Genomic DNA, 15548 nt, shown 5'->3' with positions numbered 1-15548 from the left:
GGGACCGGATTGGTGGATGGGGAGTTTTTTCGATTTTTCTTTCGGGTGGGTTCCGAGCCGCTTCCCCGACGGCCCCGCCCGTAGCGCGGACCTCGGTGCGAGACCTCACCACGGGCAGGGCCGCGTCGGCCGGGGCATGCCTTAGGAAGGGATGAGAAGCATGCTCACCACGTACACGGTGGCGTTGGCGGTCCGGACGTCCGCGCAGACCACGGGCGCGTAGTCGTCCACGGTGTACCGGCCGTCGGCGACGGAGGAGCGCACCTGGCCGCCGTTGAGGGCGTCGAACACGCCCCCGTCCAGGTCCTCGCTGAGACCGGCCCGTTCGAGGGCCTCGGACAGGTTGACCCGGACGCGGTGCCGGCGGAGAGCAGTCCGACGACGGGGCCGGCGACGGCACGGGGCGAGCGCCCCGGCGTCATAACCGAAGAATCCCCCATAGAGGTCACCCCTGGCCAGGGCGGTTGATGGAGGTCTTACGGGGATGCTGTGGTCGGTTCGACCCCGCGAGTGCTGGAGGATATTGCCCGTACGTCTCCTCAACGATCGGAGTTCCCCCACATGGCGCGGAAGACGCCCCTCACCGTGGTCGCGCTCATGGTCTCGGGCAGCCTCCTGCTCAGCGGCTGTACACCCGTGTCCGACTGGTGGTCAGAGACCTTCGGAGACGCGTCGGGCCCGCCGGAGGTCAGGGAGGAGTTCCCCTACGTTCGTGAGGGCCGCATCTTCCAGGACACCGGCCAGGACGCCGAGATGCGTTTCTCGATCACCGGCCTGGAGCGCACCGACGACTACACGGTCATGCACTACGAGGTCACCTACCTGGACGACTTCGCCGGGCCCAACCGGAACCTGAGCATGGCCCACACCCTCGTCGACCCGCTCACCGGCCGCGTGTACCGGCAGTTCCTCGACCAGGAAGGCCTCAAGTACGGTTCCGAGAGCCCGAACGAGGACGGCCTGTACCCCGTGCACGACGGGGTCACCAACGAGTACACCCGTTACTTCCCCCGCATCCCCGACGAGGTCGCGCAGGTGACCTTCGTCGGCAGCGGTCTGGGCGCCATGACCGGCATCCCGATCCAGGACGTGGACGAGGAGAGGGCGGATCCGGAGAGCCCCAACGGGCCGGACCACCTCAGCCTCGACAACCCGCCCGGCCGCGGTGAGAACCTCACCTTCGCCAACCGCCGTCCCGACGACGACGCGCTGGCCGACGAGGGCTGGGTGCAGAGCTTCGTCGACTCCGAGGTGGCCTCCACCACCCGCGACGGCGACCGCGAGATCATCTCGCTGCACTCGGACGTGATGTTCGAGTTCGACCGCTCGGACCTGACCGACAGCGCCGCCGACGTCGTGCGGCGCGCGGCCACCACCCTGGCCACCAACGTCGACCCCGACGACCCCACCATCACCGTCATCGGCCACACCGACGGCATCGGCGACGCCGCCTACAACGACAACCTGTCGGTGGAACGCGCCGAGACCGTGCGCGACCTCCTCGCGGAGGAGCTCGGTACCGACTACAGCCTGGAGGTCGAGGGGCGCGGCAAGAGCGAGCCCATCGCCCGCGAGGGCGGTCCCGACGACGAGGAGGCGCGCGCCCGCAACCGCCGTGTCGAGTTCTCCTACGTCTTCAACCCCACGGTCGAGGCCTCCGAGGACGAGGAGTACGACGACGACGGCCTGGGTGTCGCCCAGCGCAACGTCACCTGGCCCGCGCCCTACAGCGACGACCCGGGTTCCGTGGTCGCCGAGGGCGAGGAGGGCGGCGTCAAGTTGGAGGTCTACCCGCTCCGCCGCGACGGCGCCTACGTCATCGGCACCGTGGCGATGACCAACACCACCGACGAACCGCTCACCCCCGAGCTGGGCGGTTCGGAGACGGTGGCCGGCGGGCCCGAGCAGTTCAACAAGGGCACGCTCGGCGGGTTCCAGCTGTACGAGCCGGACAACGGCCTGGTGCGCTACGTGGCCCAGATGGACTTCGGCGACGGCCGTTACAGCAGCTTCGCCGAAGAGGTGCACCTCATCCAGCCCGGCAACACCCACGAGCTGGTGGCGGTCTTCCCGGCGCCCCCCGTGGACGTCCAGGAGCTGACCCTGCGCGCCGGCCCGTTCGGTGAGTTCGAGGAGATCCCGGTCGAGTACTGATCCGGACCCGGGTCCGGACGGACCTGAACGGGAGCCGGACGGAGCTGAACGAGGGGCCGCCGACAGCGAACGCTGTCGGCGGCCCCTCGTCGTGTCTTCGGGGCCCGGCCGCCCCTCGGATCCGCGCTAGTTGCGGATCTGGCCCGCGGCCTGGAAGACGACCCGCTCCAGCTCGCCGCGCTCCACCTCGTCGAAGAAGGCGATGGCGGTCACGTAGAAGTCGCCGGGCAGCTGGAGGTACAGGTGTCGGCTGGAGCCGTCGACGGTCCCGACGTACTCCAGGTCGCCGCCGAGGTCGTCGGCGTCCTCCGTGTGATAGGTGTCCACGTCCACGTCGACGTCCACCTCCCAGTTCATCTCGGCCTCCGCGCCGGGCACCTGGACGACGTCCGGGTTGGCGCTGGGATCGGCACCCGAGGTGAACACGAGGGTGAAGGAGGGCGTGCCCGCTCCGGTGGTTCCGTCACTGAAGGTGCAGGAGAGCTGTTCGGCGTCCTCGATCCCCTCGACGGGCCCGCTCTCCTCGGTCAGGACCTGGCCCGGGGCGAGGTCCCCGACGATCTGGGCGGCTCCGGCGGCCTCACAGGACTCGGGGAGACCGAAGGAGGACGCCTGCTCCTCCTCCTGCTCCTCGGTGTCCTCCGGGCTGGGACCGGCGCTCGCCTCCTCCTCGGGGGATTCGGCTCCGTCCGACGAAAGGCTCAGGTCCAGGTCGAGGTCGACCACGTCGCAGCCGACGAGGACGACACCGCCGATCACGACTGCGGCGACGGCCGTGCCCAGGCACGACAGGGGTGTGGACGGGATCAGGCGCATGGGTGGCTTTCGGTTCGGGGTGCGCCGGGCTGTGGGAGGGGGCTCCGGCAGGGGACACAGGGAAACCTAGCAAGTCCGGCGACCCGGGGAGGCCCTCCCCGCCCCCGCCCGGGAGGGCGGGCGGCTTCGGACTGTATGTCCGATTTATGGAATGCCAGAATCAGTATCACCAATAGTCTGTAAAGGAAGATGCAGCTGGTGTTCGTGTGGCGTGTGGCCAATTTTGTGCATGATTTTCCTTTTCGGATGTATCTTGAGTCGACTCGGCCCCCTCGCACGCAAACCGGAGAGCTCCTCGCCATGCTCGATACGGACATTCGCCTGGAGTGGTTCGTCTCGTTCCTGGCAGTGGTCGAAACCGGCAGTTTCGTGGCCGCCGCGGAGTCCACCCGCAGGTCCCAACCCCGGGTCAGCCAGCACGTGGCGGCACTGGAGCGGGAGATCGGCCAACCGCTCTTCGACAGGAAGAAGCGTCCGGTCCGGCTCACCGAGGCCGGGAGCGCGCTGGCGGTCCAGGCGCGCAACGTCCTGAGGGCGCTGGAGGAGGCCGAGTCCGCGATGGCCCCCTGGCGAGGCGGCACCCGCGGCATCGTCACCCTCGGCTCCTACCCCAGCGCCAGCGCGGCGTTCGTTCCCGCCCTGCTCCAGTCCCTCGCGGTCAGCGACCCCGACATCAAGGTGGTGCTGACCGAACACGCCACCCTCGAACTCGACGACGCCCTGGCGAGCGGCGGCATCGACCTCTATCTCAGGCCCATGACGCCCAAGCCCGCCTCCCCGTCGGTGGTCAGCCGACCGCTGTGGGCGGAACCGCTGGTGCTCGTACACGCACAGGACCACCCGCTGGCAGAACTCCCCGACCCCGTCCCCCTGGCCGCGGTCGCCGAGCACCCGATCGTCACCATAGGACGCCTCAACGCCCCCGAGACCGCGGAGTTCGAGTCCTACCAGGTCTTCCAGGAGCACGGCCTGGTGATCGACCCCGTCCAGGCGACCAACCAGCCGCAGACCCTCGTCTCGCTGGTCGCGCACGGGGTCGGAGTCGGGGTCACCAACTGGCTGGCGGCCTGGAGCGCCGACACCTCCGGGGTCCTGGTGCGCCCTCTGGAGAGTTCCCCGCAGCGCCGTGTCGCCGTCTGCTGGGACTCGACCCGGGCGCTCACCCCCGCGGCCAGGAGAATTCTCCAGGCCGTTTCAGAAGCGCCCCGACCTGCTGGAACGATGCCTGTCCGAGGGCAGAAAACGCGTCGGGCCGAGGACACGGTCGCCGGACCGGAACAGTATTCGTATTCCGGATAAGGGTATAAGCGAATAGTTCTTCACGCTTCGTCCTGGTGCCGGTACGGTCGTGCTTCGAAAGCACGAAAGGTCCAGGCCGCACCCCGCCCCTCGGCCGTTCGCGCATCCTCCATTCCCTCACCGCCGATCGGGCGGGTCCCCGGGTACGTTCCCACCGGCGGAAACGGTACGTGCAAGCGTCCGTGCGAGGGCGTACACCCCGTTACCGGAAGAACCCTCATGCAGCGATTCCCGCTCACCCCCCTTGCCCTTGTCTGTTCCACGGTCCTGCTCGCCACGGCGTGCAGCGGCGGAGCCACCGTCGACGAGGACGTCGAGGGGGCCGCAAGCAACGTCAGCGGATCCCTCAACGCCGGATACGTGTCCGCGATCGACCAGATAGGTCTGCCGGTCGGTACCGAGATCGGTTACTTCGAGGACCGCGGCCTGGACGTCACCCTGGCCGACCCGTTCCCCACCGGTGTCGACGCGATCAACGCGCTGGAGGCGGGCGAGGTCGACATCATCCAGGTCGGTGTCCCGGCCCTGGCCGCTGCGAGGGAGGGCGTCGAGCTCGCCCTCATCGGCAACTACACCGGCTCGGCCGTCCAGCGCAGCGTCGACGAGACCGCGGCCATCGTCGCGGCGGAGGACTCCGGCATCGACTCGGAGGACCTGTCCACGCTGGAGGGCGCCACCATCGGCACGACCTTCGGCTCCATCAACCACCTCTACCTGCTCGGCCTGCTCAAGGACCTGCGCATCGACCCGGAGGACGTGGAGCTGGTCAACACCGCGCCGCCGGACATGCCGGTCGCCCTGGAGACCGGCGGCATCGACGCCGCCGTCATCTGGGACCCGTGGCCGATCACCATCACCGACCAGGTCGAGGGTTCCGAGGAGGTGATCCGCGGCGGCGGATACATCCCCTTCATCGGCTACATCATCACCACGCCGGAGTACCTGGAGGAGAACGGGGACCTGGTCGAGGCCTTCCTCACCGCCCGGGCCGCCACCGACCAGTGGATCCGGAACAACCCCGAGGACGCGGCCGACTCCGCCGCCCGCTGGCTGACCGGCACCGAGCCCGAGGTCGCCCAGGCCGCCATGGAGTACAACGTCGAGCAGCTCGACCCCCGCTTCTCCGCCTGCAACTACCTGGCGCTGGACACGGTCGCCCTGTTGCTGGAGGAACAGGAGGTGCTCGACTACGACCTCGACATCAACGACCTCTTCGTGCCCGCGCCGATCCTGTCGGTGGAGGAGAACAACCCGGAGCTGTTCGACGACCTCCCCGAGGTGCCCGCGACGGCCGAGATCAATGCCGACCACACGTTCATCCGTGAGGTCGACCAGGAGGCGTGCGCAGTATGACGCACGGCCCGACGCGCGGTCTCGGACGCGCCGCGCGACCCGGCACGGCCGCACCACGCCGCGGCCGTGCCGGGGACCGGGTCGCGGGTCTCCTCTGGTTCGTGCTGCCGCTGCTCGCCCTCGTCGGGGTGTGGGCCGCCGCGGTCGGTGTGACCGGAGTGCCGAAACGGGTTTTCCCCCAGGTCACCGATGTGGCCGCGGCGCTGTGGGACATGGCGGTCAGCGGCGAGCTGGTCCGGCACCTGAGCGCCAGCCTCTACCGGGTCCTGACCGGCGGTGTGATCGCGATCGCGACGGCGCTGCCGTTCGGGATCGCGCTCGGAGCCAGCCGGATCCTCTCGGCGTTCTTCAGCCCGCTGCTCCGGTTCTCCGTGGCACTGGCCGGGATCGCCTGGATCCCCATCGCCACCCTGTGGCTGGGCTACGGCGACGGCGCCGTCATCTTCATCGTGTGGAACGCGATGTTCTTCGCGCTGGCCTACAACACGATGCTGGGCGTGCGGAGCATCCCTGAGGAGCTGCTGCGGTCGGCCCGCTCCCTCGGAGCCGGACCGTGGCGGATGTTCTGGGAGGTCCTGCTGCCCGGAGCCCTGCCGAGCATCGTCAGCGGTCTGCGGATCGGCCTGGGCTACGGGTGGCGGGGGCTGGTCGCGGCGGAGATCATCGCGACCAGCGCGGGACTGGGCTACGCCCTGTTCCTCGCCCAGACCTCCTTCTCCACCGACGTCATTATCGCCTCGATGGTGATCATCGGTGTGCTGTGGCTGCTGATGGACCGGCTCCTGCTCGCCCCGCTGGAGCGGAGCACGGTCGAACGCTGGGGCATGACGGGTGGTGGTCGCTGATGGTGCCCTTGACGGGGAACACGGGCACGGGACACGACGGAACCGGCCGGAGCGACGGGACCGCGCGCGCCTCGGGGGCCGCGCGGACCGTGCGGCGGCCGGCGCCCCTGCACCGGCGCGTCCGGCTACGCCTCACCCGGAGCCCGGCCTTCCGCACCCTCGGCCCGTTCGTGCCGGTGGTCGCCCTGTGGTGGGCCCTCGCCGAGAGCGGACTGTTCCCGCAGTCGTTCTTCGTGGGCCCCGACCGCGTGGTCCTCGAGTTCCTGGATCTGATCCGCAAGGGCGTCCTGCCCGGCTACCTGGGGGACTCCCTGGAACGCCTGGCCTACGGGGTCGGGTTCGGTCTGCTCATCGGGCTTCCCATGGGTTTCCTGACCGCCATGTTCTGGCGGCTGCGCAAGGCGGTCTGGCCGATCCTGCTGTTCTTCCAGGCGATCGCGGACATCGCGTGGCTGCCGATCGTCATCGTGTGGTTCGGCTTCAGCCTGACCGCCGTCACGTTCGTCATCGTCTACACGATCGTCTTCCCGCTCATGCTGAGCGTGGTCGCCGGGGTCGAGCAGGTGCCCAAGGAGCTGATCCGGGCCGCGCGCAGCCTCGGCGCGGGCCGGGTCCGGGTGTTCTTCGAGGTGATCCTCCCGGGAGCGCTGCCGTCCGTGGCCACCGGTGTGCGCACCGGGCTGGGCTACGGGTGGAGGGCGCTGGTCGCCGCGGAGATCATCGTCGGCACCAGCGGGATCGGATTCATGATGTTCGACGCCCGCCGGGTGGGCGACGTCAGCCAGGTCTTCCTGGGCATGGTCGTGCTCGGGGTGCTCTGGTACATGCTCGACGCGCTGGTCCTGGCGCCGTTCGAGAGAGCCACCGTGGAGCGGTGGGGGATGGTGCGAAGCATGGAGGGCGACGGATGACCGCGCTGGTGATCGAGAACCTCGAGAAGGTCTACACCGACACCTACACCGGGGACGAGGTCGTCGCGATCGGCGACGTCTCCTTCGGGGTGGAGCAGGGCGAGTTCGTGTCGGTCCTCGGCCCGAGCGGCTGCGGCAAGACCACCGTCCTCAACACCGTGGCGGGCTTCGTGCGCCCGACCTCGGGGACGGTGTCGGTGGACGGCCGTGAGGTCGGCGCCCCCGGACCCGACCGGGGGGTGGTCTTCCAGGGACACGCCCTGTTCCCGTGGAAGACCGTGCTCGGCAACGTGGTCTTCGGGCTGCGGATGAAGGGCGTGAAGCGCCGGGAGCGCGAGGAGCGCGGCCGCGAGTACCTGGAGCTGGTGGGACTGGCCGGGTTCGAGAACCGCTACCCGCACGAGCTGTCCGGCGGTATGCGCCAGCGCCTGGGCGTGGCCCGGGTCCTGGCCAACGAGCCCGCGGTGATGCTCATGGACGAGCCGTTCGCGAGCATCGACGCGCAGACCCGGCGCAGGCTCCAGGAGGACCTCACCCGCATCTTCGAGGAGCGGCGTCCGACGGTGTTCTTCGTGACCCACGACATCGACGAGGCGGTCTTCCTCTCCGACCGGGTCGTGGTGCTGTCCCAGCGGCCGAGCACCGTCCAGGAGATCGTCACCGTCGACCTGCCCCGCCCGCGCTCCTGGCGCACGGCGGTGGACGACCCCGGATTCCGGGAGACGGTCGCGCGGATCAACGGGCTCCTGGCCGTGGACGCCGACCGCGGCCAGGAGTCCGGCGACCGGGGACCCGGTGACGACGGGGGAGGCACCGATGCCGGCTAGACCGCGGGGCGCGCGGTCGGCGCGCGGCTCCACCCTGCGCCGGATCGCGGTCGTGATCCTGCTCGTCCTCCTCTACCAGGGGTGGCTGAGCGTCCAGGCGGTCGGCAAGGCCGAGCCCGGGCTCGGGGACGCACCCGACGAACGCGGCCGGTTCGACGTGGACGTGGTCCTGGGTTTCCCGCCGGAGCGCTACCACTTCCTCAGGCTCCAGGACCACGGGCGGGTCGCCGGGACCACCGAGACGACCGTGCACCTGAGAGGGGTCTCTCCCGCGGGCGCAGAGGCCCTCGCCCGCGAGTACTGGATCGATTCCCTGGCCGTCCCCGACCCCGACGCCTAGAAGGAGCAGCGCATGGAGAGAACACCCGAGGACCGCTCCGAGGACGGTCCGGGAGACGGATCCGCGCCGGGGCCCGGGGACGGGACCGTCGTGGTCGTGGGCGGCACCAGCGGCATCGGTGCCGCCGTGGCCGCCCGCTTCGCCGACCGCGGCCACCGTGTCGCCGTCTGCGGGCTGGACACGGGCCGGACGCCGACCGGGCTCCGGGAACGGGTCGAGGTCACCGAACTGGACGTCACCGGGGCCGGCGCGCCGGAGGACTACCTGGCCGCCTTCCCGCGCGTCACCGCGCTGGTCAACGCGGCCGGGATCATCCGCAGGCGCGAGGAGTTCGACCCGGCCGTGTTCGCGAGGGTCGTGGAGGTCAACCTGACCAGCACCATGCGGGCGTGCGTCGCGGCCCGCCCCGCCCTGGAGGCGGCGGGCGGCAGCGTCGTCAACATCGCCTCGATGCTCAGTTTCTTCGGCGGGCCCCTGGTGCCCGCCTACAGCGCCAGCAAGGGCGGGATCACCCAGCTCACGAAGTCGCTCGCGGTCGCCTGGGCGCCCCGGGGCGTCCGGGTCAACGCGGTCGCGCCCGGCTGGATCCGCACCGAACTCACCGAAGGGGTCCGCGCGAGCGACGAGGCCGAGGCGCGCATCCTGGACCGCACCCCGATGGCCCGATGGGGCGACCCGGCCGAGGTCGCCGGGGCCGTCGAGTTCCTGTGCGGGCCCGACGCCGGGTTCGTCACCGGAGCGGTCCTGCCGGTGGACGGCGGATACCTCGCGGCCTGAGCCCCGGCCGCGGCACCCAACACCCGAACCGGGAAACAGAACCGGCTCCGAGGAGGAACCGTGTCACCGAACAAAGCCCCCGTCATCAACCCGTCCGCAGGGATCCCCGACGAGATCGCCGTCCCCGCCGTCCCCGAGGACCCGCGCGTGTGGGTGCCGCAGGCCCCGAACGTGTGGTTCCGCCCGCTGATGCTCAACACCGTCACCGGTCAGTGGTGCAACCTGCTCAAGGTCACCGCGTCCGGGATCGTCTCCCGCCACCGGCACCCCGGCGCGGTGTTCGGGTACGTGATCGAGGGCCGCTGGCACTACTACGAGCACGACTGGGTGGCCGAGGCCGGGCACTTCGTCTACGAGCCGCCCGGCGAGATCCACACCCTCGCGGTCCCCGAGGACTGCACGCACATGGTGACCTTCTTCAACATCACCGGCGCGATGGTCTACGTGGACGAGGACGGCAGCCAGACCGGGTACGAGGACGTCTTCACCAAGATCGAGATGGCCCGTGCCCACTACGCCTCGGTGGGCCTGGACGGCTACCTGGAGCCGCTCATCCGCTGAGCCGGGTGTGTGAGCCGTGAACGTGTGCGGCGGCAGGGGAAGGCCGCACAGGGCGGCGGGGCCGGACCCGGGGTGCTCCCGGGTCCGGCCCCGCCGTGTGTACGCCCCACGTGTGCGCGGGCCGGCGGATCAGAAGTTGATCATGTGCCCGGCCAGACCGTGCACGGCCTCCTTGACGGACTCGCTGAGGGTCGGGTGGGCGTGGATGTTGCGCGCCACCTCGTGCACCGTCAGGTCCCACTGCTGGGCCAGGGTCAGCTCGGGCAGCAGCTCGGTGACGTCCGGACCCACCATGTGGGCGCCCAGGAACTCCCCGTACTTGCCGTCGGAGATGATCTTGACGAAGCCCCGGGTGTCGCCCAGGCCGTGCGCCTTGCCGTTGGCCATGAACGGGAACTTGGCGACCTGGACGTCGTAGCCCGCCTCCTTGGCCTCCTTCTCGCTGTAGCCGAAGCTGGCGATCTGGGGCTGGCAGTAGGTCGCCCGCGGGATGAACCGGTAGTCGATCTCCTGCGTCTCGGCGTCCGCGATGGTCTCCACCGCCACGATGCCCATGGCCTCGGCGGTGTGCGCCAGCATCAGCTTGGCGGTGACGTCGCCGATCGCGAAGATGTGCGGGACGTTGGTGCGGCCGCGCCCGTCGATGGCGATGGCGCCCCGCTCGGTCAGCTCCACGCCGGTCCTGTCCAGGCCGTAGCCCTCGACGTTGGGTGCGAAGCCGATGGCCTGGAGGAGCTTGTCCGCCTCCAGGGTCTGCTCCTTGCCGTCGGTGCCGGTGACGGTCACCTTCACACCCGAGCCGGTGTCCTCGACCTTCTCCACCTTGGTGGAGGTCAGGATCTTCACGCCGAGCTTCTTGTAGGCGCGGGCGATCTCCTTGGAGACCTCCTCGTCCTCCAGCGGCACGACCCGGTCGAGGAACTCCACGATGGTGACGTCCACCCCGTAGTTGCTCATCACGTAGGCGAACTCGACGCCGATGGCGCCCGCACCCGCGATGATGATGCTCTCGGGGAGCTTCTCGGTGAGGATCTGCTCCTCGTAGGTGACGACCCGCTCGGACAGCGAGGTGCCCGGGATCAGCTTGGTGGAGGAGCCCGCGGCGATCACCGCGTTGTCGAAGGTGACGGTCTCGGTGGAGCCGTCCTCGCCCTTGACCTCGACCGTGTGGTCGTCGACGAAGGTTCCGCGCCCGTTGAGCTCGGTGATCTTGTTCTTCTTCATCAGGAAGTGGACGCCCTTGACCCGGCCGTCCGCGACCTCACGGCTGCGGCTGAACGCCTTGCCGTAGTCGAACTCGACCGTCCCGTTCACCTTGATGCCGAAGAAGTCGGCCTCGTTGTGGAACAGGTGGGCCAGTTCGGCGTTGCGCAGCAGGGCCTTGGAGGGGATGCAGCCCACGTTGAGGCAGACCCCGCCCCAGTACTTCTCCTCGACGACGGCCACCTTGAGTCCGAGCTGGGAGGCGCGGATCGCCGCGACGTAACCTCCAGGCCCGGCGCCGAGGACGACCAGATCGAAGTGTTGCTGTCCCATGACGGGATCTCCTTGAGTGTGTTTGTGACGCACCCAGTGCAGCCGGCTTGCCCGGGGTGTCGGATTGCCGCTCGCCAGCCTAGTCGGGGTCTCCGCCCCCGTGTGTGACCATGCGCGTTCACGGCTCCACTTTCAGACGTCCTTGCTGGACACCCGGGGTGCCTCAGGGGCCGGAACCACCTGGGAGGTTTCGCCGGCAGCGGCCCCGGCCGCGCTGTCGGAGCCGGCGTCGGGGCCGATCCCGGCCGCCAGGCGCTCGGTCTCGGCGTCGTAGGCCTCGCCCGCCTCCTTCAGGACCTGGGCCCTGCGCGCCCGCTGGTCCCTGATGGCGGGGATGGTCGGGAGGATCGCCATGCCGAAGATGAGCGCGAACATCACCCACAGGGCGTACTTGTCCACGAGCAGGACCACGTCCACGCCCGACTGGCCCGAGGCGTACCCGATGCCCGCGACGGCGGCGGTGACCATCAGCGCGCCGAGCGCGTCCAGCAGCATGAAGGTGCGCAGGCGCATCCCGCTCACCCCGGCGATGATGTGCGGGACCCCTCCGGGGACGCCCGGCAGGTAGCTCAGCGGGATGAACAGCCGCATGACCCACGGGTTCATCGTCTCCAGACGGGTGGCGAACCGGCGGCCCCGCTCGCTCGGGACGAGGAAGTTGACGATGCCGCGACCCCAGCGGCGGCCCACCCACCAGAAGAGCCAGTCGATCTTGATCTTGCCGAACACGCCCGCGACGATCACCAGCCACATGGAGCCCTCGCCGACGGCGACGTAGGCGGAGGCGGCCCCCACGGCCGCGTGGCTGCCGGTGGCGAACGCCAGGGGGATCGGGTGGTCCGCGATGAAGAGCGGGCGCAGCGGCATGGTCAGGAGGAAGAAGGCGGGGATACCGATGAGGCACCAGAGCAGGATCTTGTCCTGCCGGGTCATGACCTTCGGCCAGGGACGCATGCCCTTCATCTCGGCCTTGGCGCGCTCACCCTCCTCGAGGTCCCACGCCTTCCCGGCCGCCTTGACCGCTTCCTCGCGGGTGGGACGGGGCGCGGACCCGGCGGTGTTCTCCTCGCCGGGGCCCTGAGGGGTGTCCGTCTTCGTCGTCATGTCCCAAGGGTCTCGTGAAACCGTTCCCAGTGACCAGTCCCAGTCATCACCGGCCCCGTGTGAAGTGTGCGGTGGGCCGGTGATGACAGCTGTCATATGCGGTCGGCCGCTGAAGGGACGGTCGGCGGTGTCCTGAGGCGGTCAGCGCTCGGGCGGGCGCATGGGCCACTTCCAGTCCGGCGCCCAGGTGCTGCTGTCCGACACCCCGGGGGGCATGGGCGGCAGCAGCCGGGCGCCGGGCGGGAGGCCGTCGTCGACCGGCTCCGGCTCGGGGTCCGGGAGCGGTCGGGGGGCGCGCCACACGGGCTCGTCGGGGTACGGGTCGCCGAAGGCCGGGTCGCCGAAGCTCTGGCCCGTGGGGGAGGGAGCGTTGGCCCAGGGCGCGGGGACGGCGAAGTCGTCGTCCCCGTCGTCCTCCTCGCGACCCCCGTAGGCGGGGTCGGACAGCGGATCGGGCGCGGGGGCCGCCGGAGCGGGTCCGGGGTTGATCGTGACGTCCTCGAAGGACGGGGACAGCCCGGGACCGGGCGTGTCCAGCTCCGGGTCCAGGGCACCGAACGACGCCGACATCGGCCCGGAGTCCACCTCGGCGAAGTGCGCGGCCACCCCGAAGTGCCGGGGCGGGCGGCGGTGCGCCCCGGTGTCGTCGAGCTCGATCGGCGGGGCCTGCGGGTGGCGGACCGAGCCGGCCGGGTGCACGCGCGACCACCAGGCGGCGGCCTCGTCCGGGTGCAGCTCCTCCAGGACGGTGAGCGTTCCGGTGATGTGCGGATGGCGGCGTCCGGCCCGCCAGGAGTGCAGCAGCGACTGCGGCTCCAGGACCAGGACCCGCTCACCCTCCATCAGGGGGATGTCCCCCGGACAGGCCTCGTTGCCGACCCAGGTGCCGTCGCCGCCGACCAGGTCCCACTCACCGCGCACCACATCGGCCAGCGGGTCCACCGACGCGTCCATGGAGGCCGCGACCCAGCGCGGGTCCGGGCGGGTGCCGGGCAGCCGGTACCCCTCCTTGCCGATCAGCGCGTCGGCGAGCAGGGTGTGCAGCTGGAAGTTGTCGCTCACGCCGTCGAAGCGCACCCGGAAGCCCCGCCAGGAGACCCGGTCCAGGACCAGGATCCGGCTCACCTCGGACATTCGCAGCAGCTCTCCCACCTCGCTGAACTCGTTCAGCCGGGTGGAGAGGGCCTGCACGATCTGGCTGAGCTCGTCCAGCGCGCCGGGGTCGGCGCGGACCGCCGAGCGCACCCCGGAGTCGCCCAGCATGGCCTTGGCGGCCAGGCCGTAGCGCAGCGAGGTCCACCAGCCGACGGTGGCCAGCGGGGCGTTGTCGCCGAGGACCTCCTCGACCCGCTTCTCCTCGGCCTCGCCCACGTCGTTCGGGGCGGGCAGGGGCCCGGCCCCGGTCTTCTCCCAGGCATGGATGAAGGCGGCTGCCGCCTGGCCGTAACTGCCGAGCTGGCGCAGCACCTCCAGGCCGACCTGGCCCGCGGGGGCGCCGGACTCGACGAGGGCCCCCGCCAGGACCGAGAGGTCGGCGGAGACGCCCGCGTAGGGTTCGCAGTCGCTCAGGACCGGAGTCAACGCCTCCAGCGCGATGGCCAGTTCCTCCCGGGGCACCTGGGAGGAGAGCCGGAACACGTCGTGTACGGCTTCGGGGAAGCCGGGTGCCTGGCCGGCGGCGGTGTCGAGCACGCGTTGGAACGCGGCACGGAACTCATCAGTCACCCCAGAATCCTGTCATACCCGCCCGTGGTCTCCGTGGTCAGGACGCACGTGCACAAAACGGTCGGGCGGTGGACGGGGAAAAAGTCAGTCCGGGGTGGAGAAACGCAGCTCTCCACCCTCCTGACCTGGGGAGAGGAAGGAAAGCAGGCGTTTGCCTTCCGCGGTGATCTCCTCGATTTCCGAGTTGTTGAACGCGCGGAAAGGTGTGATGTCCAGGGACGGCGTCCGGCGGCTCCGGTCCGCCTTCCAGGTTGCGGCCACCTCACCGTCCACGAGAACCGTCGCGGGCGGCATCCCGTTGCGGGAGGAGATGCGCTTGAGGTTCTCGTCGGAGATCACCCGGCTCCGGTCCGCGTGGCCGCGCAGCAGGTTGTCGAAGTCGTACAGGAAGCGCGCCGGAGCCGGGACGCCCTCCCCGGGGCGCGGGGCGTCGGGCAGGTCGAACAGCTCCACGCCCTGCTCGTCGCGGAAGGTCACCAGCTGCTCGCGCAGGCCCTCCAGCACCTCCTTCAGGCGGGTCAGCCCGGACCAGGCCTGCACGTCCCGCACACCGGCCGGGCCGAAGGCGGCCAGGTAGCGCAGGACCAGCGCCTCACGGTCGGGGCCGGGCGCCATGGGCCGTCCGGTCCAGGTGTCGGCGGGGGCCAGGGCCGGCGGGCCCGAGGCACCCCACACCCCGCGCGGCGGGACCTGCACGACCGGCAGCAGGCAGCGGACCGCGTAGGCCAGGTGCGTGCCGGGCACGCCCTCCCACCGTTCACCGATCCGCTCCCCCAGTTCACGGGGGGTGAGCGGGCGCTCCTCCAGCAGCTCCCGGCCCAGGGCCACCACCGCGTCCAGGTCCACCCCCGCGGTGGCCCTGCCGTGGGTGCCGTGCGCCAGGTCCCGCGCCATGGCCTCCTGGGTGGTCGGGCGCATCCAGGCGGCGTCCTCGGCGGAGACCAGGTGCAGGGTGGAGCGCATCAGCGACATCCGCACCAGCGTGCCGTCGGTGAGCAACCGCCCCACCTCGTGCGGGTCCGGGTCCTCCAGACGGCTCTGGAACCCGACGTACCAGGTGTGCGTGGTCTGCGCCTGGAGTCCGGCCAGGCGGGCGAGTACCTCCGTGGCCGGGCGGTCCACCCGGCGCAGCAGGAACTGGCGCTCCAGTACGGCGCGGTTGAGCTCGCGTCGGCTGAGGATCGCGGCCATGGGGTCCCTCCCAGGGGTGCCGGAACGTTCCGGTACCTTACAGCCGGCCTCGGACAGACCGGGTTCTCGGCCGGACGGGCCGGGCCGCCCCTACCGCTGTTCGGGGCTC

At 70.5% G+C, this 15548-nt stretch carries 15 protein-coding genes; 9 read left to right on the top strand and 6 right to left on the bottom strand.

What is annotated here, in order from left to right:
• Positions 1-141 precede the first annotated feature (141 nt).
• Complete coding sequence (locus tag D458_RS38120) at positions 142-561, bottom strand: fasciclin domain-containing protein (RefSeq protein ID WP_083936490.1); 420 nt, start codon at positions 559-561, stop codon at positions 142-144.
• Here D458_RS38120 and D458_RS0131705 point away from each other — a divergent pair, their 5' ends adjacent.
• The gene (locus D458_RS0131705; RefSeq protein WP_017590742.1) at positions 562-2154 is read left to right on the top strand and encodes an OmpA family protein; all 1593 of its coding nucleotides are present in this window, start codon (positions 562-564) and stop codon (positions 2152-2154) included. It begins immediately after the preceding gene.
• A 126-nt stretch (positions 2155-2280) separates the two neighbouring features.
• On the opposite strand, the gene D458_RS0131700 is transcribed toward D458_RS0131705, so the two are convergent.
• Positions 2281-2970 carry a hypothetical protein gene (locus D458_RS0131700; protein WP_017590741.1) on the bottom strand — a complete coding sequence of 230 codons (690 nt, stop codon included), beginning with the start codon at positions 2968-2970 and terminating at the stop codon, positions 2281-2283.
• Between the two features lie 300 nt (positions 2971-3270).
• On the opposite strand from D458_RS0131700, the gene D458_RS0131695 reads away from it, so the two are divergent.
• The 8 genes from D458_RS0131695 (at position 3271) to D458_RS0131660 (ending at position 9883) form a co-directional block, all read left to right on the top strand.
• Positions 3271-4269 carry a LysR family transcriptional regulator gene (locus D458_RS0131695; protein WP_017590740.1) on the top strand — a complete coding sequence of 333 codons (999 nt, stop codon included), beginning with the start codon at positions 3271-3273 and terminating at the stop codon, positions 4267-4269.
• Positions 4270-4488: 219 nt separating this feature from the next.
• Complete coding sequence (locus D458_RS0131690) at positions 4489-5622, top strand: ABC transporter substrate-binding protein (RefSeq protein WP_017590739.1); 1134 nt, start codon at positions 4489-4491, stop codon at positions 5620-5622.
• Positions 5619-6467, top strand: coding sequence for an ABC transporter permease (locus D458_RS0131685; RefSeq protein ID WP_017590738.1), 849 nt, complete (start codon positions 5619-5621; stop codon positions 6465-6467). Before D458_RS0131690 ends, D458_RS0131685 begins: the two co-directional genes overlap by 4 nt.
• Entirely contained in the window at positions 6467-7378 is a 912-nt protein-coding gene (locus D458_RS0131680) for an ABC transporter permease (protein WP_017590737.1), read from the top strand. Before D458_RS0131685 ends, D458_RS0131680 begins: the two co-directional genes overlap by 1 nt.
• Positions 7375-8205: an ABC transporter ATP-binding protein gene (locus D458_RS0131675; RefSeq protein WP_017590736.1), complete on the top strand. Its 831-nt coding sequence runs from the start codon at positions 7375-7377 to the stop codon at positions 8203-8205. Before D458_RS0131680 ends, D458_RS0131675 begins: the two co-directional genes overlap by 4 nt.
• Complete coding sequence (locus D458_RS0131670) at positions 8195-8545, top strand: hypothetical protein (protein ID WP_017590735.1); 351 nt, start codon at positions 8195-8197, stop codon at positions 8543-8545. Before D458_RS0131675 ends, D458_RS0131670 begins: the two co-directional genes overlap by 11 nt.
• 12 nt (positions 8546-8557) lie before the next feature.
• Positions 8558-9322 (top strand): SDR family NAD(P)-dependent oxidoreductase, encoded by a 765-nt coding sequence (locus D458_RS0131665; protein WP_017590734.1) that lies wholly within the window; start codon positions 8558-8560, stop codon positions 9320-9322.
• Positions 9323-9382: 60 nt separating this feature from the next.
• The gene (locus D458_RS0131660; RefSeq protein WP_017590733.1) at positions 9383-9883 is read left to right on the top strand and encodes a 2,4'-dihydroxyacetophenone dioxygenase family protein; all 501 of its coding nucleotides are present in this window, start codon (positions 9383-9385) and stop codon (positions 9881-9883) included.
• Between the two features lie 129 nt (positions 9884-10012).
• Here D458_RS0131660 and lpdA read toward each other — a convergent pair whose 3' ends face one another.
• The 4 genes from lpdA to D458_RS0131640 form a co-directional block, all read right to left on the bottom strand.
• Entirely contained in the window at positions 10013-11419 is a 1407-nt protein-coding gene (gene lpdA, locus D458_RS0131655) for a dihydrolipoyl dehydrogenase (RefSeq protein ID WP_017590732.1), read from the bottom strand.
• A gap of 132 nt (positions 11420-11551) precedes the next feature.
• On the bottom strand, positions 11552-12523 hold the full coding sequence (locus D458_RS0131650; protein WP_017590731.1) for a DedA family protein: 972 nt from the start codon (positions 12521-12523) through the stop codon (positions 11552-11554).
• A 141-nt stretch (positions 12524-12664) separates the two neighbouring features.
• On the bottom strand, positions 12665-14248 hold the full coding sequence (locus D458_RS0131645) for a hypothetical protein (protein ID WP_026119874.1): 1584 nt from the start codon (positions 14246-14248) through the stop codon (positions 12665-12667).
• An 84-nt stretch (positions 14249-14332) separates the two neighbouring features.
• Positions 14333-15439, bottom strand: a complete 1107-nt coding sequence (locus tag D458_RS0131640; protein ID WP_017590729.1) for a winged helix DNA-binding domain-containing protein — start codon at positions 15437-15439, stop codon at positions 14333-14335.
• Between the last annotated feature and the right edge of the window lie 109 nt (positions 15440-15548).

Source organism: Nocardiopsis ganjiahuensis DSM 45031 (assembly GCF_000341085.1).
In the GTDB taxonomy this organism is placed as follows: Bacteria; Actinomycetota; Actinomycetes; order Streptosporangiales; family Streptosporangiaceae; genus Nocardiopsis; species Nocardiopsis ganjiahuensis.
The sequence above is the reverse complement of the archived record's forward strand: the minus strand, read 5'-3'. Positions and strand labels throughout refer to the sequence as shown.